The following is a 19225-nucleotide window of genomic DNA, read 5'->3' on the forward strand; positions in this document are numbered from 1 at the left end:
CAGGTTCTCGTACGCTATTCCTTTGGTAAAAGCCCCCTAATTCCACCCCATGAAAAAGAGAAAGCTCTCCATTCTCCTTGGCAGCGCTTTGTTTGCCGCTGCACTCTGCCACGCTTCCAATCCTCTCGATTTGGGTGAGGTCAGAACAGCCGATCCTTCCGGTCATGTATGGGCCGATGGACGCATGTATCTCTACGTGTCGCACGACGAGGAGTGCCAAGAGGATTTCTGGATGAAGGATTGGTTGATCTACTCGTCGGAGGATTTGGTTAACTGGACCTCCCATGGAGCGGCCTTGTCGGTGGACGATTTGTCATGGGCGGATAACTACGCTTGGGCACCCGACGCTGCTTACAAGGACGGGAAATACTATTTTTGCTTTCCAGCTGGAACCGGGCACAAGGATCGGGTCAATCCCGAGAATAGCACCAAGTGGATGGGAATCGGGATCGCCGAGAGCGATTCTCCGACGGGACCCTTTAAAGATATGATCGGTGCGCCGCTTTGGACAGAGCCTTACGCCAATGATCCTTGCCTATTCGTAGACGACGATGGGGAAGCTTACCTCTATTTCCACGGAGGGAATGGCCATGACTGGCTTGTTGCCAAGATGGCCGACGACATGCGGAGTGTCGAAGGCGACTTCGTGAAAATGGATATGGGCGGGCACGAGCCCAAGATGGAGGGACCATGGGTTTTCAAGCGGGGCGATCTCTATTATTTCACCATGCCGGAAAACAATCGTGAGCTCTCGCACTATGTTAGCCATTCGCCCTTGGGCCCTTGGGAGTACCGCGGGGTCTTCATGGAGCAAGAGTCCGAAAGCAATAATCACCACTCCATCGTCGAGTTCAAGGGGCAGTGGATTCTGTTTTACCACCGCTGGCTTGATATCGACTCCGATTGCGGACCTCAGAGACATGTGTGCGCCGAGTACCTCAGCTTCGATGAAAATGGAACCATTCTTGAGGTCGAGCGGAGCTCGGAAGGTGTGGGTCGGTCGAATAAGAGCTAACAATGACGCGGGTTGGCAGCTCGCTTTCGCAAAGCTAACCCCCGTTTTGTCCCAGATTAAGTAGGGATCGTCACATAAATGACACAATTTGAATCGCGGCACAGTCCAGTCGCGTATCGAAAAAGGAAGTGTTCGATCTGTTCGACGTCTTCCAATCTCGCACATTGTTATGTCTCCGAAATCACTCCTAAAAACCCTTTTCTCAACAGCCTCCGTTTTTCTAGCTTTGGTGGTTCAACTTCGAGCCGAGGTCGACCGGGACCGTCTGGAAGAATCTGATTTCGCCAAGACGGTTGAAATCGTTTTTAATGGCAGCAGTTCGACCGTTTCGAGCGCTGCTGATGTATCGATCAGTTATGGTAGCCAGAGCTCGCAAGTGATCGTAACCGCTAACGAACCTGGCGTTCGTTTCACTCTGTCCGGAAGTTCAAGCAACGGGTACCTGCAAGTAACAAGTGCGTACCGCTGTTTAGTGGACCTTGAAGGAGTGGAGCTGGCGAGCGGAGATGGACCGGCATTAGCTCTACTCACCGAGGAGCGGAGTTTTTTAACCTTAGGCGAAGGCTCGGTCAATGTCCTCTCGGATTCCGCGACTTACACAAGAGATGGAAATGGTACGATTGATGCCTCTGGCGGATTAATGGTTTCCGGCGATGGAAGCCTGCAGGTGTCAAGCTTGGCTGCCCATGCAATTTACGCGGCTGACGATATTCGTGTGTTTGGCGGCAAGATCGAAGTAACTGCGGCAGCGAAAGATGCGTTGCATCCTAAAGACTTGTTCCGACTCGATCACGGCTCGCTCACGCTTGATGCCTCCGGCGACGGAATTGATGCAGGAGATGGGATCGAAATTTACGGCGGATCAGTACAGGTAGTCTGCCCAGAAGATGACTCCAAAGGCTTGGCGACCGATGGGAACTTCACGATGGCGGGGGGAACTGTGGTCGTATCCATGGAAGGGGCACAGTCTAAGGCAATCTCGGCCGATGGTGATTTTTCCATGACGGGAGGCTCCGCGTTTCTGAAACTATCCGGAGATGTGGTTCTCGAAACAGTGGAAGGCGACGCCTCGACTTATATGGATCCTTCTTATTCCAGCGCTTTGAAGTGTAAGGGGGCGGTTTCCGTAAGCGACGGCTCTTTGCTCGTCACGCATACAGGCCTAGCAGGCAAGGGGATATCCGCGGATGGCGAGATCTCCGTAAGCGGAGGTGGAATTGATATCAGCCTAATGGGTGGAGCCTCCGATTCATTCACGGACGAGGATGGCGAGACGGACACAGCGACTGCGGACGCGATTAAGTCGGATACCAATATTCTAATTACCGATGGGCAAATTCGGATACGATTGGCAGGTGCTTCCAGCGATGGACTTTCCGCGTCTGAGGCTTTGACTATCGAAGGGGGAGAGTTCGTTTTGGATCTGGAAGGGGATGCTTCTAAGGGCTTGAAAAGCAAGGGGACGATGACCTTGGCCGGTGGGGAATTCGACTTTTACCTAACCGGTGATGTATTGCTCGAATCCGTATCCACTTCTTATTACGATCCCTCTTATTGCACGGCGATCAAGTGTGATGACTCGCTGACAGTTTCGGGTGGCACCTTTGTGGTAAAACACGCAGGAACTGCTGGAAAAGGCGTATCGGTTGATGGAGATATCGTGATGAGTGGAGGCTCGTTTGATATTTATACGACCGGAGGACCATCTTCTACGTTTACCAACGAGAGCGGCTCCACAGATATCGCAGCCTCAGATTGTTTTAAGGCAGATGGAAATCTTACGATCACGGGAGGCACTCTACTCACAGAAGCAACGGGGAATGCCGGAGATGCCATCTCATGTGTAGGAGATGCGACTCTTGGAGTTTTGGGAGATGATACGTATCCGATTATTACTGCCAATGTGAGTGGTTCGCGTGTCTCTGTTAGCAATCGTAACTATTCAAATCCCAAAGGCTTCAAGTCTGAGGGGGATCTTGTAATGAACGGAGGGCATTTCTCGTCGACAACTACCAGTTCGGGAGCGGAGGGAATGGAGAGTAAAGCAAGCCTTACGATCGCCGGAGGAATAATCGAAATCGAAGCGGCCGATGACGGCATCAACGCTTCTCGCAGTTTAACTATTTCTGGAGGACAGGTCTACAGCTACAGTAGTAGTAACGATGGTATCGATTCAAATGGTACCATTACAATTAGTGGAGGCACTGTTTTGGCGTCTGGATCTACATCTCCTGAAGAAGGCTTTGATTGCGACAACAATACTTTCACGATTACAGGTGGTATTGTCGTAGGAACAGGAGGATCCACTAGTACTCCGAGTTCATCGACGAGTACTCAACGATCCGTGATTTATTCCGGAACGGGAACCAAGGATGTCGTGTTGCAGGTGAAGTCGTCTAGCGGTGATAATCTGGTATACCGAATCCCGAGAAGTTATGCCGGCGGTGGAGGTGGTAGAGGCGGAAGCTCCGGCGGGTCTATGACCTTGCTCTTCAGCAATCCGAATTTGGCGTCTTCGACCAAGTACACCATTCTTACCGGGGTCACTGCAACGGGTGGAACTGAATTTCACGGCCTGATCACGGGCGCAACGGTTTCGGGTGGCACACAAGTGACCACTTTCACGCCTAGCTCAATGGTGACTTCCGTAAACTAATAGATTCGATTTAGTTATGAATAAGCAGACTTTTTTTGTATCGGCTATTTGCCTACTGGCGACTGTTAGTGGCTTCGCGGACTCGACCTATACCTATTCCTTGAGGGATTCAGAGGCCACTATTTCTGGCTTTGTTGAAGGTGTGGAACCCTCGGGTTCTCTGAGCATACCAAGCAGTGTAGATGGCTACACAGTCGTGGCGATCGCTGGAGCGGCTCTTTACGATCAGGATGGCCTGACGAGTGTTACGTTCGCGTCAGGTAGCAGCGTCTCTCGGATCGGCGATCATGCGTTTGCAGGGTGCGATGAACTCGTATCGGTGACTTTGCCAGATGGTGTGACGGAAATCCCATCCGGCGCGTTCTTCGATTGTCCAAAATTGAGCTCTATCGAGTTGTCGGACAGTTTGACGAAGATAGGAGATTCGTCATTCGCCGGATGCGTTTCACTTGTTAGTATTGAAATACCTAGTACATTAGCTGAAATTGGATCTTCCGCTTTTTCTTATTGCGAAAGCCTAGCGTCTATCGAGTTGCCAAGTGGAGTGGCGGAAATACCGGATGCCGCTTTTCTAGGCTGCTCAGCTCTGTCCAGTATTGATTTAGCAAGTACAGTTTCTTCGATCGGAAGTTCAAGTTTTGCCCAATGTGATAGTTTGGTTCAATTCGATTTACCAAGCGGTTTAACGAGTGTCGGGGAGGACGCCTTCAGAGGCTGTGACGAGCTGGTTCAGTTCGGCTTAAATGCGAGCATCACCAGCTTAGCCGACAGTGTTTTGGCGGATTGCCCGAAGCTCGAGGCATTTACGGTGGCTGGGGCGAATACGAGCTTCAGCGCTGTCGATGGTGTTCTATACGACAGCAGTCAGACTACGCTTGTGCGTGTTCCCGCGGGCAAGGATGGTAGCTATGAATTGCCATCTACGGTGGGCGAGATTTCAACGGGTGCGTTTGCCCATTGTGCCCATTTGGAATCCGTTGGTTTGACTAGTCAAATCAAGGTGATTCCAGCGGAAGCTTTTTATTATGCCACAGGTCTGGAATCAATCACGTTTCCCGAAACGATTACCAGTATTGGCGAGTGGGCTTTTGGCGGATGCAGTGGTATGGACGAAATCGAGCTACCGGCTAATTTACTGGAACTCGGAGCGGATGCGTTCCATTACGCGAGCAGTCTTTCTTCGGCCCTCTTCCTAGGCGATAGCCCAGGCATGGGTGAGGCCGTTTTTGATAATACCGCCTCGGATTTCACTATCTATTATCTGGAAGGAGCAAGCGGTTTTACCACTCCGACTTGGATGCTCTACGCAGCCTACATTTTGGGTGACACGACAACGTTTGTAGAATGGTTGGTGGAGAACGGTTTTTCAGAGGACACGGATATCAGTGATGACGTCAATGGGGACGGAGTGAGCCTTGGCCTTGCTTACGCATTTGGTTTGGACCCGGCGGAGGATTTGAGCGAATCTCTCCCGAAGGCTACTCTGGAGGAAGATGGCGTGAGTCTCAGCTATTACGGCGCTCGTTCGGAGGTAACGTATGAAGTGGAGGCGAGTACGGATTTGGTCAACTGGAGCGATTCTGAGGTAGAACTTGTGCGCGAGGGAACAGATGGGGTTGTTAAAGCATCGGCTCTCGCCTACGGGGAATCCATTTTTCTCCGCTTAAGAATTTTGTTCGAATAGGCGGAGTGGTTCACCCGATTAGGGGATAGACGGCGGGGGCTACTCGCTCTAGAATAGGGGTTTGCTCATTGAAGGCAGCGGCGCTTAGCCTGACGTTCCGGGAAAGGATTCGTTTTGGTCAAAGCGTATCCATTGTTTCCTGCTTTCGCTAACAGTTAGCCCCCCTGTTCATGTTTAGAATTATAGCCCTGCTGTGTATGGCCATCTGTCTCTCCTCGAATTTGATTGGCCAAGGTTTTGGTGAGTCCAAGGCGATTCACGATTGGAAATTCCACCTCGGAGACCTCCAGTACGGGGGGCGAGCGATGGTGGACGAGAGTAAATGGGAAGACGTAAGAGTGCCGCACGATTGGACAGTGCGGCAGGTTCCAAGCCCAAGTAAGGCCAGCGCAACCGGTTACTTAGCGGGCGGAATCGGCTGGTATCGTACGCATTTGGAGATTCCCGAGTCTGCCGAGGGAAGACGTCACTATCTCTACTTCGAGGGGGTGTACAACAAAAGCGAAGTGTTCATCAACGGAACTTGGCTGGGCAAACGGCCAAATGGCTACGTCTCCTTCATGTACGATATCAGTGAATACGTGAAGCCGGGAGAAGAAAATGTAGTGGCAGTGAGAGTTGATCACAGCGACGATGCGGATTCACGTTGGTACACAGGGTCGGGGATCTATCGGGACGTTTTTCTAGTCAGTTCCGATCCCGTGCATTTTGAGCAATGGGGTATTACCTATGGAGCGGAATTCGATTCGGAAGGTGCAGCGGCTTTGACGCTGGGAGCCGAAGTTCGGAACGATTCAGAGTCAGATTCCGAACTGGAGGTCACGTTTGAACTATTCGATGCGGAAGGTGCCTTGGTTGGCAAAACTTCGGGAAATCTTGCCCTAGCCAGCCTGGAGTCGGGCAAATCCAAACAAACGATCCATGTCGATTCACCAAGCCGTTGGGGAGTTGATTCTCCATACCTTTATACCCTCGTTTCGAAGATTACCGAGGATGGGCAAGTTCGAGATAGGGCAGAGACTCCTGTCGGTATCCGAAGTTTGGATTTCGACCCAAACAAGGGATTCGCGCTTAACGGGAAATGGATGAAAATCAAAGGGGTGTGCCTGCACCATGATGCCGGTACGCTTGGTGCAGCGGTCCCCAAGGAAGTGTGGCGAGAACGCGTTCTGCAATTGAAGGAGATTGGCGTGAACGCGATTCGTATGAGCCACAATCCGCATGCTCCAGACCTTTACGAGGTTTGCGATGAAGAGGGGGTGCTGGTGATGGACGAAGGATTCGATGAATGGGAGTATCCGAAAAAGAAGTGGCTGGAAGGTTGGAATGTAGGTGAACCTGGATTTCAAGGGCCCGCGGAGTTTTTCCGCGAGTGGGCAGAGCGCGACATGGAGTCTTTGGTCAAACGTGATCGCAATCATCCCTCCATCATCATGTGGAGCATCGGAAACGAGGTTGATTATCCAAACGATCCATACAGCCACGAAGTTTTGGATGAGGCAGGTATTGGCCAAATCCACCGTTCTGGTTTTCACGAAGAACAACCTCACGCGGATCGCCTGGGAGGAATCGCTAAGCGTCTCGCAGCTGTTGTTCGAGCCAACGACATGACTCGCCCTGTGACAGCGGCTCTTGCCGGAGTCGTGATGTCGAACGAAACCGAGTATCCATTTGCCTTGGACGTGGCCGGATACAATTATACCGAGAGTCGTTACGAAATGGATCATAAGAAATATCCTGATCGAGTGATCTATGGCAGCGAGAACCGCCACGATCTTGCCGCTTGGAAAGCGGTACGGGACAACGATTACATTTTTGGACAATTCCTTTGGACCGGTTTCGATTATCTAGGGGAGGCAGGGCGTTGGCCATCTCGAGGCTTTGGGACTGGATTGATCGACCAAGCGAACACCATCAAGGGGCTTGGCTACTTCCGTAAGGCTTTGTGGACGGAGGAGCCGATGGTCTACGTGGGCAGTTATCCAGCGGGCGATTCGTCTCGTCCTCCGTATATTGGGGCGCCTCAGCTTTGGAATTGGGAGGAAGGGCAAGAAACTCGAGTGGTTGCCTACACCAATTGTGATGCGGCTGAGCTTTACCTGAATGGAGAGCTGGTGGGAAAGCGGAAGGACTACGACGATGATACAGCGATCATCTATTGGGATATTCCATTTCAAGCGGGCTCGCTGGAAGTTCGTGCTTTTAGGGATGGAGAATTAGTCGCTTCCAATAAAGTGGCAACAGGCGGTGCTCCAGTTGAGATCGTAGGGCGAGTCAGCAGCGAAACGCTGTCGGCGAATGGAGGCGTTGCCTTGGTGTATTTGGAAGCCCATGACGAAGATGGGCTTTTGGCGAGGCTTGCAGATAACATGGTACGCTGCCAAGTGACTGGAGCGGGCAAGTTGCTTGGCTTGGAAAACGGTTCAGGAGACGTGACGGTGGATTTCACCAAAAACCAACTACGTTTCAAAAACGGGAGGCTGCTGGCCTACATCCAGACTACGGAAGAGGAGGGGCCGATTGAAGTGGAATTTACTTCGCCCTATCTGAGTGCGCTCTCTGTTTCGCTGAAGAGCGTTCGGTAGGTGTGGCACCGGTTTGGGGTTGAATGATCGCGACCAAGGTCGCTCCTACATGGTGAATTAAGTTAACAAAAAGCCTCACGCTGGAAAGCGTGAGGCTTGTTTTTGAAAAGCTTAGAAACTCGTTCTTAGATGAGCGAGAGGGCTGGGTTTTCGAGCAGGATTTTTAGGTGCTGCAAGTATTCCGCTCCTACGGCTCCATCTACGGCACGGTGGTCGCAGCTGACTCCGATGGTCATGATCTGGCCAGGAACGATCTCGCCAGCCTCGTTGACGATCGGCTTGTTCTCAGTGGCTCCCACGGAAAGGATACCCGCGTTTGGTGTGTTGATGATGCCGTAGAAGCTGCTAATACCGAACATGCCGAGGTTGGTGACCGTGAAGGTGCTGTCGGACATTTCTGCAGGGCTGAGCTTCTTGTTGCGAGCCTTACCGATGAGTTCCTTGGCCTCGATGGCGATCTGCTTGAGCGTCTTGCTTTCCGCGTTGCGGATAACAGGAGTGAGCAGTCCGTCTTCGATCGCCACGCCAAATGCCAAGTTGACCGCGCCGTTTTGGCGGATGGTCGTACCTTGCCAAGCTCGGTTCATGGTTGGCACGCGGCGTAGGGCTTCGGCAGACGCCTTCAGGATGAAGTCGTTTACGGTGAGCTTAATGCTGCCGCCGTGCTCTGCAGGGACCTTAGCCAGCTCGGCGTTGATCTTGGCGCGAGTGGCGAGCAAGTTCGCCGCGTTGACTTCGATCTGCAGGTAGAAGTGAGGAGCGGTGACCTTGGATTCTACCAGACGCTTTGCGATTACGCCACGCATGGAAGAAACCGGAAGGTCTTGAGTCTCGGCGATAGCAAGGCCGGGTAAAGTGACGGGAGCGGCCGGAGCTGGAGCAGAAGCTGGAGCGCTGGAAGAGCCTCCCTTTTCCTTAGCGTCCAAAACGTCCTGCTTAACGATGCGTCCGTTGGGGCCGGTTCCTTTCACTGAAGAGAGGTCGACTCCTTCAGATTTCGCCAACTTCTTAGCTAGAGGGGAGGCCTTGATGCGGTCGCTGGAGTCAGCGGAGCTAGAAGAGGCTGCTGGAGCTGAAGAGCTGGACTTTTCTTCCGCTGGCTCCTCCTCCTTTTCTTCCGATGCAGCTGGTGCGGAAGGAGCGTCTGGTACTTCTACCTCTTCTCCCTCTTCACCGATGGCTGCGATCGGTGCGCCGATCGCTACCTGCTCTCCAACCTTTGCGATTTGCTTGAGCAGGATACCATCGTCGAAGGCTTCCAGTTCCATGGTTGCCTTATCGGTTTCGATCTCCGCGATGACATCGCCAGATTCGATAGCGTCGCCCTCGTTTTTGAGCCAGTTAGCGACGGTTCCGACAGTCATGGTGTCGGAGAGCTTCGGCATTTCTATGAATGTTGCCATATTTCTAAATTTGAAGGTGTGAGATGAAAGGCGAGGACGGTTACATGATGGACAGAACCTTGTCGACCACGGTGGCGGCCTTAGGCAACTGCTCCGGCTCGATGGCAGGACTGTACATGGCTGGGGCGTCGATGGTCGAGACGCGCAGAATCGGAGCGTCAAGGTAGTCGAAGGCCTTGTTCTGGATGGTGTAGGCGATTTGGGCGTCTACGCCGCAGAAGGGGCGATTTTCTTCCACCAGCACGGCGCGAGAAGTCTTCTTGACCGAGTTGATGATGGTCTCCTCGTCCAAAGGACGGATGGAGCGGAGGTCGACTACTTCAGCGCTGATGTTGTGCTCCTCTTCGAGGACTTGAGCCGCGGTGAGGGCGACTGGAACGGATGGGCCGTGGCAAACGATGGTGACGTCTGTGCCTTCCTTCTTGATGTCAGCCTTGCCGAGAGGGATGACGTACTCTTCCTCGGGGACTTCGCCGGTGGTTCCGTAGAGGAGGGTGGACTCCATAACGTAAACGGGGTCGTTGTCGCGTATAGCGGCTTTCATAAGACCCTTGGCATCGTAAGGCGTGGCTGGGCAGACAACCTTCAAACCAGGCATGTTGGCGATAAGGTTTTCCGGTGTGTGGGAGTGGGTAGCTCCAACGTTTGTGCCGCCATTGGCTGGTCCGCGGATCACGATTGGCACATTGATCAGGCCGCCCGACATGTAGCGCACGCAGCCGGCGTTGTTGATCATCTGGTCCCAAGCGACGTAGGCGAAGCTCCAGAACATGAGCTCCATAACGGGGCGAACGCCCAACATGGAGGCTCCGATGCCCATGCCGATGAAGCCGGCTTCGGAGATTGGGGCGTCGACGATGCGCTTCGGTCCGTAGCGCTCGAGGAGGCCTTCGGTTACCTTGTAGGCGCCGTTATACTGGGCTACTTCTTCGCCGATGACGACGACGTTCTCGTCTCGCTCGATTTCTTCGGCGAGCGCGTCCTTGATTGCCTGTCTGTAAGAGATCTCTGGCATTTTAGTGTCCGTTTCTTTTGAAAATTAGTCGTTGAAGAAGAGGCGTCCTTCGGAGGTACGCTGATCTGGATTGTCCGCTTCCCAGTAGACGTCCTCGGTGATGGACTCCACGCTTGGGAATGGGCTTTCGTCGGCGAACTTGGCGGCATCGTCCGCTTCCTTCTTCGCTGCCGCGTCGATCTCTTTCATTTCCTCTTCGCTCATGACTTTCTGGTCGAGCAAGTAGAGGCGGTAGACGTTGAGCGGATCGTGGTTCTTACGGTAGTCGTCGATCTCTTCCTTGGTGCGGTACTTCTTGGCATTGGCGTCTGCCACGGAGTGGCCTTGGTAACGGTAGGTGTGGATCTCGAGAATGGTTGGCTTCGATTCCTCGTGAGCCCGCTTGATGGCACGTCCAACTCCGTCGCGGATAGCGAAGAGCGATTCGCCGTTGATGTTTTCCCAAGCCATGTTGTAGCCCTCGGCGCGAGCGGCGAGACCTTCCTTCGGGTGCGAGGAGGAGCGCTCCTGGGAGGTACCCATAGAGTAGCCGTTGTTTTCGATGATGAAAATCGCTGGCAGATCCCAGAGGGCTGCGAGGTTGTAGGCTTCGTGCACGGCTCCTTGGTTGATAGCTCCATCACCCATGAAGGCCATGGCGGAACCAGTGTTGCCCTTGTACTTGACTCCATAGGCGAGACCTACGCCGAGTGGGATTTGACCTCCCACGATTCCGTGTCCGCCCCAGTAGTTTTTGTCCGGAGCGAAAAAGTGCATGGAGCCGCCCTTGCCCTTGGAGCAGCCAGTTGCCTTGCCAAGAAGCTCGGCCATACATTCGTTCATGCCCATTCCGACGGCGAGCGCGTGGCCGTGGTTGCGGTAAGCAGTGATCATGTGGTCGTGATCGCCCATCAAAGAAGCGCAGGCTACTGCGATGGATTCCTGACCGATGTAGAGGTGGAGGAATCCGCCGATCTTACCTTGCTGGTAAACTCGGAGAGAACGCTCCTCGAAGCGGCGAATTCTAACCATGTCCCGGTAGAATCCGATTTGCTCCTCTTTGGAGAGGTCTTTGTTGATAGGCAATTTCGCTTCGTCGGCCAGGATGGATGCTGCTGGCTTTACGCGTTTCTTAGGCGTTGTTTTTGCGCTCACTTTTCTGTCTCGTTTTCTCGGTTTTTGAGAAGGAAATACTTTGGAAAATCTGGATTCAAGGTGTTGGCGGCTTTGAGACAACAACAAAGCGGCCTACGTAGGTCTGATAATTTCCGGTAGACGAAGGAATTAGCCTTTCGCATTCGCAGCCGGAGTGATTTTGTCGGCAGGGATGAGCTCCTCGAGCTGGAAGTCGAGCGGCTGGCCAGGCTGACAGTCGACTTTTAGAGCTACGAAGCGGTCGTGGTACTTGTCATAGATGTCCCAAAGTCCGTCACGATCCGTTTCTGGAATAGCAAGTTGGTCGATCTCTTCCCGGCTAAAGAAGGAGAAATTTCCCTCGTCGAAATCGGCAGGCAGAGATTCTAGAGCCTTGCTGCAGTCGAACAGAAACATGAGCCAATGCGTTTTCCCCTCGTAGGCCTTTTCAGCGGCCATGCAGAAGAGATGCAGGTCCTTCTCCGTGAGATCGATACCGGTTTCTTCTTTCGCTTCACGAATGGCGCACTCGAAGGGCGACTCGCCTTTTGGCATTTCCAGTTTTCCGCCGATAGGGCTCCAGAGCCCTTTGTTGGGTGATTTGGCCCGCTGTAGCATCAGGAATCGGCCAGATGGATCTTTCAGAAATATGAGTACGCTAATCTTATACTGCATGACTAAGGTCGAGGCTGGCAGTAGGTTCTAGCCTGGTCCACGGGGCAAGCGTTTTGACGGGCGAAGCTGGGCTTTCTCTTGCCCGAGTGGCGATGATACGCGAGTTTGTGAGTATGTTCGCTCGCTTGACTGTATTGACTGTAATTCTCCTGGGCGCCGGCTCGCTCGTGGCGACGGAAGCTCAGGTGCAAAAGGTGCAATTCGATTTGGTGGAGGAGCGGGGCGCTCCGGACCCGTGGTTTGAAGTGGCGGCCACTTTCAACATCAAGGAAGGCGAGGAGGGGAATCCCCGTTTCGCCAACGAGGTGGTGGTGTCCTTCTCATTCGCAGTGCGTGAAAAGGGCAGGGAGCGGGATTTTCGGTTCTATTCAGCGGAAGCGATTTACCCGACGCTTGAAGTGGGGCGTCATGTGGCTCGCTTCTATTTGATTCCGGAGTTGACTAATCGAGACGAAGTCAAAGGAGAACCGTTCGCCTTCGAAATAGTTCTTTCTGCCAAGGGCCACGTTTTGGAACGCTTTGTATCGCCCAACTTGGAAACTGTAGAAGCCTTGCGTTCTTTTCGCTCCCGATTGGAGGCGGAGCGTTCGTCCGGATTTAGGCTACAGATCGATACCCCGTTCGCGTGGTATTATCCCCGCGATACGCCGCATCCGGAGTTGCCGCGAAATTCGATGAAATGATTTTCAGGGTTGGAGCGTTCGGCTAGGGGTGCTCCTGAAAAACGGCTCATCCAAAGCCTCACGGTAGCACTGGTTTTAGCTTGTAATGACTAGGTGTTAAAAAAGAATGAATGGCTTCCTACTCCTTGTCCCTCTCGTATGCCTAGTACAAACTTCCTCGCGATAAGCCTTGGAGCAAACCACATTTGCTCGGTTCATCTGAAGATGAACCCAAGTGGACGCTGCGAGTTGGTGGATTATCAAGTCGATCAGGTCGAGCTATCTTCCAGCGATCCGTTCCTTTGGCTCAAAGCGACGTCCTCGCACCTGGACGCAGTAGCCCTTCGGTTCCGAGGCCAACATCCAGCAGGTTTTTCTATCCCAGGACATGTCGCCCTCTGCAAGTACCTCAAGGTCGCACAAGTTTCAGCTTCCAAGCGAAGCAAGATCGTCGCCTTCGAAGCGAAGCAGAACATTCCGTATCCGATTGAGGAAGTCACCTGGGAACACTCCGTCATCGAGGAGGATGATCTCGATTTCGACGTTGTGATCGGGGCCTCTCGCACGGAAATCGTAGAGTCGATAGCCCGCTACAGCAAGGATGCTGAGATTGAACTTAGGGGGATAGAGCCGTCTGCCACCACCCTTGCTAATGCCTTCCGCTACAACTACGGCGACGAAGCTAAAAACGCTTTGATCCTCTCCATCGGGGCGAAGTCGACGGATCTGGTTTTTGTAGATCGGAGCCGATTCCATAGCCGTAATATTCCGTTTGGCGGCCAATCGGTGACCAACGAAATGGCGGAGTTGCTTGGCATCAGCGTTTCCGAGGCGGAGCGGGTAAAGCTCGTTTCCGGCGAAGAGGAAATTCTGAGCGAGGGGGAAATGGCTGCTTACAAACGCTCTGCCAACAATTTCCAAGCCCGTTTGGCCAGCGAGATTCTCAGAACCAACACGGTCCTCAAACGGCAAGGCTTCAATTTCGACGTCGACAAAGTTTACCTCACTGGAGGCGGCTCGCTTTTGTCCAAGCTGGACGAGAAACTAGCTGAGAAGCTTCGGCTAGAAGTTGCCCGTTTGGATCCTTTGAAAAATATCAGTGTATCCGACGAATCCTTACAGACGGATTTGCAAGGCGACTTAGCTTTTTTGGCGGATGCGATCGGGATGGGCGTAGGCCGGTTCATGCCTGATGGTGCATCGCTGGACTTAACGCCAAGGAGCATTGTTTGGCAGAGGAAATTTAGACGTCAGCAACCGTTCTACATTCTAGCAGGATTGGTTGCCTGCGGGGCTGTGGCTCTGCCAATTCTGAATACGACTTTGAAGATCAATGCCTATGAGCAGGAGCTGCAGAATTTGAACGTGCAAATCCAGCCGTTGCGAAAGCTCAATCAGGAAATCCATAGCCAGACCGAGCAGATCCGGAAGATCCGTTCCGTCATGGACGACGCGGCGGTAGTGGCCGAGGCCCGACCCGCTTGGCAGACGATCTTAAACGATATGCAATCGCGCTTGGCGGAGGTCGAAGACGTGTGGTTGGACAATCTACGGCTTGATCGCCCAGACCAGGCAGCTCCCAGCGGGAGGGGCGTAGCCCGAGTGAGAGACCGGGATACTCGGACCAAGATCCAGCTGGTGGGGAGATTGATGGATGCCGACAACCCTGTATCCAATGTCAGCCCTGACTCCTACGAACGGGTTAAAACGCTCCTAGAGAGCTTTCGCGAAGCAGATTTCGTAGCGGCTTTGGAAAACGAGCGGTTTGACTACTCCGTGCCTGGAATCCTGCGTTTCGATTTCACCTTAATCGTCAAGGAGGACGTGCCGCTCTAGGGGTAAAACCGAATGAGGTTCCTAAAGAATAATCCCGTTTTCTATACGTTGGTGTTGATCATGGCCGGCGCGTTCTTGTGGGGGCTTTGGTATCTGTTTAAATTGGATCGCGAATTAAGCTTAATCGAAGACTCGTACGTCACGAAGTCGTCGCAATACGACCGTTACCTCGCATCCCGACCGTTACCCACTCGCTCCAACTTAGAAGCGATCCAAGAAAATTACCGCGATCTCTACGAATCCTACGAGAAAGCGATGGGTAACCTAAACTTGAATACATTCGATCAGGAGGTGTTCTACGGTAGGACGCCTGTTTCGAGAGCGGATTGGTCGTTCGCTTTCCATCGCTTCAAGGAAAACGCTCGCTATTCTGCTTTGAGCAATGGAATCGAACTCGCACCGAATGCGGAGTTCGGCTTCGAAAGCTTCGGCAACGGAACTCCTCCGGAAGACCAGATGGAGTCGATTCACCAGCAAACGGTTGTCGTGTCTGCCTTGCTCGAAACGCTATTCGAATCAGGCGTACAGTCTTTCGTCAAAGTGCAGCGCGGACAGCTTCCGGAAAAGGGCAGGACGGCGGCCATCAATAGAAGGCAGGAAGACTTACTCTACAACGAAGGCTCTCAATTCGCAGTGCTGCCCGGTCAGAGTCTCTCGATCCCTGGAACCTTCGACAGCTACGTTTACCGACTCGTATTTCGAGGACAGTCCTTCGCCCTGCGGAGTTTTCTCAATCGTATTTCAAACTCGTCTCTACCCTTCGTGGTCAGAGGAGTGGAAGCGGGGCTTTCGAGCGAGGGCGGTGAGAAGACAGGCTTGGAGTCGATTGCCGAAAACCCGTTTGTGAACAGTGCTAAGGCATTTGAATCCCAGACAGGAGCGGTGCCGATCATATCCGACAACACCTCGCTATTCGTAGTGACGGTTGAGTTCCTGAAGTTGTCGGTCGAGATCCCTGAACCCATCTCCAAGGAGGGAGAGGACCGTGCATAGGTTCAAGCTCAGCGAGATCCTCGATAAGATCTTCCTCCTCGTGGCGATGATCGTCTTCGCGTGGGTCGGCATGCGAGCTGTGATCGGGGTACGTCAACTCGATTCGATCGCGGGGCAGGGGCGCCCGCTTTTGTCAGAGTTGAAGGTGAATGCTCCGATCTATGAATCGGAGGTATCCGAGGTTAAGGAAATCGTCTGGAGCTCGCCTGAAAGCCAAAGTCGTGGAGAAGACTGGGTGTTCGACGTTTTTACGCCGCCCGTTATCTACTACGATCCGAATACACGAGAGTTTGCGGTGATCCCGCCGACGGGGGCTCAAGAAACTTTTGTCGATGGCATGTGGGCCGCTTTTGACGTAGAGCTTTTGGAAGTTCGCCAGAAGCCCTACAAGCTGCAGCTAGTGGGCTACGCTGGCAACGAAGGCAGCTACATTGCCTATTTTGAGAAATCCTCGGACAACACACTCGTTTATTTGTCGGTAGGTCAGGAAGAAGGTGATCTAGGAGTCAGACTAGTTGGGTTTAGCGAGCAGCAGATTGAGATTCGCAACGAAGACGATACGCCTGTGATCCAAAGCGTGGGAGTCGCAAGACTGGAAGATTTCGAAAGCGGGCAGGAGATTAGCCTCACAAATACCGAGACTAAGATGTTCTCCGCCTTGGAAGCCAAAGTACGTCTTTTGCCTGCTCGTTTGGAGCGGTTTGTGCAGGAAGGGAGCCGTTTAGAGCTCAGATCGGGAGATTATCTCATCGAAGACTTGTCTGCGCAGCCGGAAGCGGCAATTGTTACGAAGATCTCCAAAGATGGGGACCAGAGAATTTCCCGCACCCTTACCCCAACTATCTCAAACGAAACGATGCCTCGAGGCAGTCGCCAAGAGGAAACTCCTTCCAGCCCTTTTGCTATCAGGCCGCGTCTTCCCAGCTCTCAGCCGGAAGGTTAGGTCCGCAAACCTCCTCTCGTTAACTCCCACCAGCCCATGACTAAGATGATGCCCTCCCTAAGATCCTCAGCCAGACTGCTTGGAATCGCAGTCGCGTTCGCCTGTTCTATCGGAGCGTCGGCTCAAGACGATACCGAAACCAAGATCAGGCTCATGACGGAAGCTTTACAGGCTCGGGACTCTGGAAACTTAACCCTTTCAAAAGCCAAGCTCGAAGAGCTCATGGAGATCGCCCCTGACGACGTATCCGTGAAGCGGATATTGGGAAGTGTGGATAGACTTATCGCCAACGCCGACTCTCCCAGCTCATCAAGCATCCCCACGACAGAAGACGACCGCATGGCCGCACTTCAAAGGGAAGCAGAGTACCTGGCAGGTTTGGAGACCGAGAGAATCGAGAAGTCGATGCAAAGCTCTCGCGAGATGAGAGAAGTGGCTCGTCGCCAAGCGAATCGGGGCGAGTACGATTCAGCATTGCGCACGATTAATCGCGCGATTTCCGGCTTGGAGCCGAATCCGATGACCCAGGTTTTGATCGAAGAGCTGAAGCGGGACGAACGAGAGTTTTTGCGCCAGCGTTCTCAATACAGCGCCACTACCGCGAATGGCTCGCCAAGCTCCATTTCGGTGTATGAGGCCAGTCCGGACTTCGTTAAGCTTCAGCAGCAAATCGAAGTTTTGCGTTTGAGAGGACGCAGCCAGTTCTTTGCCGGAGATATCGAAGGCGCGGAGGCTACGTTTAAACAAATCGAGGCTTTGGATCCTAACAACTCGATGGCCAAGGATTTCCTAATTCGCATCGCTCGCGAACGCCAGCAGATGGGGCATCTCAATAAGCTCAAGACCCGCGAGCAACTGCTGCAGGAAGTATCCAACGCTTGGCAACGTCCTAGTATTTACGAGGAGCGTCCAGGAGTTGAGGTAGAGGATACGGTGACTTTGCCTCTTACCGAAAAATTAAACCGCATCATTATCCCGAGCGTGAACTTCACGGAGGTCGAGCTTGGCAAAGTGGTCAACACGCTCAGCGCCATCTCGGAGCAATTCGATACCACCGGACTTGGCGTGAAAGGGGTTAACCTCGTTTTGATCGACCCCGAGCGTTCGAACCCCGCAGTTAACATCACGCTGCGTAATTTATCCCTGAAGAGAATCCTCGACTTCATCGTCGATTCGGTGGGTTTCCAATACGAAGTGGAGGCTGACGCAGTGGTTGTTCGTCCGGGCGGGGAGCGTACAAATTTGGATACGGAGTTCTTCCCGATTTCTCGTTCCACTGTGATTCGCATGACAGGTGGAAATTCTGGTGCTGGAGCAGGCGGAGTATTTGATGATCCGTTTTATACCGATGAAGGAGACCGGGTGCGCGACCGAGGCGTAGCCAGCGATGCGCAGACGATTCGCAATTTCTTGCAGCAGGCCGGAGTCGATTTCCGCGGAGTAGAGGGTAGCACCTTGGCCTACGACGGTTCGGCGATGTTCGTTACCCAAACCCGCCGAAATCTCGAGCGTATCCGCAATTTGCTTAACCGCTACACGGACGTTAAGCAGGTCGAGATCGAAGCCAAGTTCCTGGAAGTCCAAGAAGGATCCCTAGAAGAGCTGGGCTTCGACTGGATTATCGACGAACGTGGATCGGTAGGAACCGATGGCTACGAAACCGGTGAGATTTATCAGACTTCTCTCCGTCAACTGGCTCAAGCTGCGGCGCCGGCGACTGCCAGCAGCGCTATTATCGTCAATGATGAAGTGATCGACAATATCTCTGCTCCCGAGTTGCCTGGATCCAAGCTTCTTGGGGCAGACGCGGTACCTTTCACAAATGTAATCGGAAACATCGATGGGGTGAACGTGAACGTTGCGATCCGAGCTTTGTCTCAAAAGTCCGGCTCCGATTTGCTCAGCGCGCCGAAAGTCACGGTGCTCTCTGGCAACGAGGCGAAGATCAATGTTAGCCAAGAATTTCGTTACCCAACCCGCTATTCCGATACGGAGAGCGATGTCGGTAGCACGCGGGGCGACTCCGGTAGCGCGGGTGTGACGATCACTCCTGGTACGCCAGAAGAATTCGAGACCCGCAACGTGGGTGTGGAATTGGCCGTGACCCCGATTGTTGAAGAGGATGACTACAGCATCACCCTTGATTTGAATCCGCGTGTAACCGAGTTTGAAGGCTTTGTAGAGTACGGCGGACCAAGTATCGCCATGACTCAAGATCGCGTGGTGAAGACGCCATCAGGATTCTATCAGCCCGTTTTTGCAGTGCGTGAGGTAGAGACCCGCGTCACCATTTGGGACGGAGCAACCGTGGTTATGGGTGGGATGACTCGCGAGGATGTAGTCACCGTCAGCGACAAGGTTCCTTTCCTCGGTGACATACCTTTGTTTGGTCGTCTGTTCCGCTCCGAAGGCGAAAGCTCTGCCAAACGTAATCTGCTGATTTTCGTGACAGCTAATATGGTAAGTCCAGGTGGCTCTCCCAAGCGTCAGACCTTGCGTGGTGTGCAACCAGGCTCGCTTTTCCAAAATCCAACTATCGTCACCCCGAGCGGTAGCGAGTCACGCAGCCAATAGGACTGAGTGCTCGAATTTTATTTTCAAAGCCCGGCCGATTAGAGGTCGGGCTTTTTTGTTTCGTCTTTGGG

Annotated in this window: 13 protein-coding genes; 9 read left to right on the top strand and 4 right to left on the bottom strand. The window is 53.1% G+C overall.

Features of this window, described 5'->3' with window-relative positions:
- Window positions 1-49: 49 nt before the first annotated feature.
- The 4 genes from H5P27_RS04220 (at window position 50) to H5P27_RS04235 (ending at window position 7940) form a co-directional block, all read left to right on the top strand.
- Window positions 50-1015: a family 43 glycosylhydrolase gene (locus tag H5P27_RS04220; RefSeq protein WP_185659128.1), complete on the top strand. Its 966-nt coding sequence runs from the start codon at window positions 50-52 to the stop codon at window positions 1013-1015.
- Window positions 1016-1184: 169 nt separating this feature from the next.
- On the top strand, window positions 1185-3671 hold the full coding sequence (locus H5P27_RS04225) for a carbohydrate-binding domain-containing protein (RefSeq protein WP_185659129.1): 2487 nt from the start codon (window positions 1185-1187) through the stop codon (window positions 3669-3671).
- Between the two features lie 16 nt (window positions 3672-3687).
- Window positions 3688-5355, top strand: coding sequence for a leucine-rich repeat domain-containing protein (locus H5P27_RS04230; protein ID WP_185659130.1), 1668 nt, complete (start codon window positions 3688-3690; stop codon window positions 5353-5355).
- A gap of 170 nt (window positions 5356-5525) precedes the next feature.
- Complete coding sequence (locus H5P27_RS04235; protein WP_185659131.1) at window positions 5526-7940, top strand: glycoside hydrolase family 2 TIM barrel-domain containing protein; 2415 nt, start codon at window positions 5526-5528, stop codon at window positions 7938-7940.
- A 125-nt stretch (window positions 7941-8065) separates the two neighbouring features.
- Here the strand turns inward: H5P27_RS04235 and H5P27_RS04240 are convergent, their stop codons facing one another.
- The 4 genes from H5P27_RS04240 to H5P27_RS04255 form a co-directional block, all read right to left on the bottom strand.
- On the bottom strand, window positions 8066-9343 hold the full coding sequence (locus H5P27_RS04240) for a dihydrolipoamide acetyltransferase family protein (RefSeq protein ID WP_185659132.1): 1278 nt from the start codon (window positions 9341-9343) through the stop codon (window positions 8066-8068).
- 40 nt (window positions 9344-9383) lie between these two features.
- The gene (locus H5P27_RS04245) at window positions 9384-10358 is read right to left on the bottom strand and encodes an alpha-ketoacid dehydrogenase subunit beta (RefSeq protein ID WP_185659133.1); all 975 of its coding nucleotides are present in this window, start codon (window positions 10356-10358) and stop codon (window positions 9384-9386) included.
- Window positions 10359-10382: 24 nt separating this feature from the next.
- Window positions 10383-11492: a pyruvate dehydrogenase (acetyl-transferring) E1 component subunit alpha gene (gene pdhA / locus H5P27_RS04250; protein ID WP_185659134.1), complete on the bottom strand. Its 1110-nt coding sequence runs from the start codon at window positions 11490-11492 to the stop codon at window positions 10383-10385.
- A gap of 129 nt (window positions 11493-11621) precedes the next feature.
- A complete protein-coding gene (locus H5P27_RS04255) occupies window positions 11622-12146 on the bottom strand; it encodes an NUDIX hydrolase (protein ID WP_185659135.1) in 525 nt (174 codons plus the stop codon).
- 92 nt (window positions 12147-12238) lie between these two features.
- On the opposite strand from H5P27_RS04255, the gene H5P27_RS04260 reads away from it, so the two are divergent.
- From H5P27_RS04260 to H5P27_RS04280, 5 genes are all read left to right on the top strand, one after another.
- A complete protein-coding gene (locus H5P27_RS04260) occupies window positions 12239-12829 on the top strand; it encodes a hypothetical protein (protein WP_185659136.1) in 591 nt (196 codons plus the stop codon).
- 138 nt (window positions 12830-12967) lie between these two features.
- Window positions 12968-14644: a pilus assembly protein PilM gene (pilM, locus tag H5P27_RS04265; RefSeq protein ID WP_185659137.1), complete on the top strand. Its 1677-nt coding sequence runs from the start codon at window positions 12968-12970 to the stop codon at window positions 14642-14644.
- Window positions 14645-14656: 12 nt separating this feature from the next.
- Window positions 14657-15637, top strand: a complete 981-nt coding sequence (locus H5P27_RS04270) for an Amuc_1100 family pilus-like protein (protein WP_185659138.1) — start codon at window positions 14657-14659, stop codon at window positions 15635-15637.
- On the top strand, window positions 15630-16580 hold the full coding sequence (locus H5P27_RS04275) for a hypothetical protein (protein ID WP_185659139.1): 951 nt from the start codon (window positions 15630-15632) through the stop codon (window positions 16578-16580). Before H5P27_RS04270 ends, H5P27_RS04275 begins: the two co-directional genes overlap by 8 nt.
- 36 nt (window positions 16581-16616) lie before the next feature.
- Window positions 16617-19154, top strand: coding sequence for a type II secretory pathway, component PulD (locus H5P27_RS04280; protein ID WP_185659140.1), 2538 nt, complete (start codon window positions 16617-16619; stop codon window positions 19152-19154).
- Window positions 19155-19225 lie beyond the last annotated feature (71 nt).

Source organism: Pelagicoccus albus (assembly GCF_014230145.1).
Lineage (GTDB): Bacteria > Verrucomicrobiota > Verrucomicrobiia > Opitutales > Opitutaceae > Pelagicoccus > Pelagicoccus albus.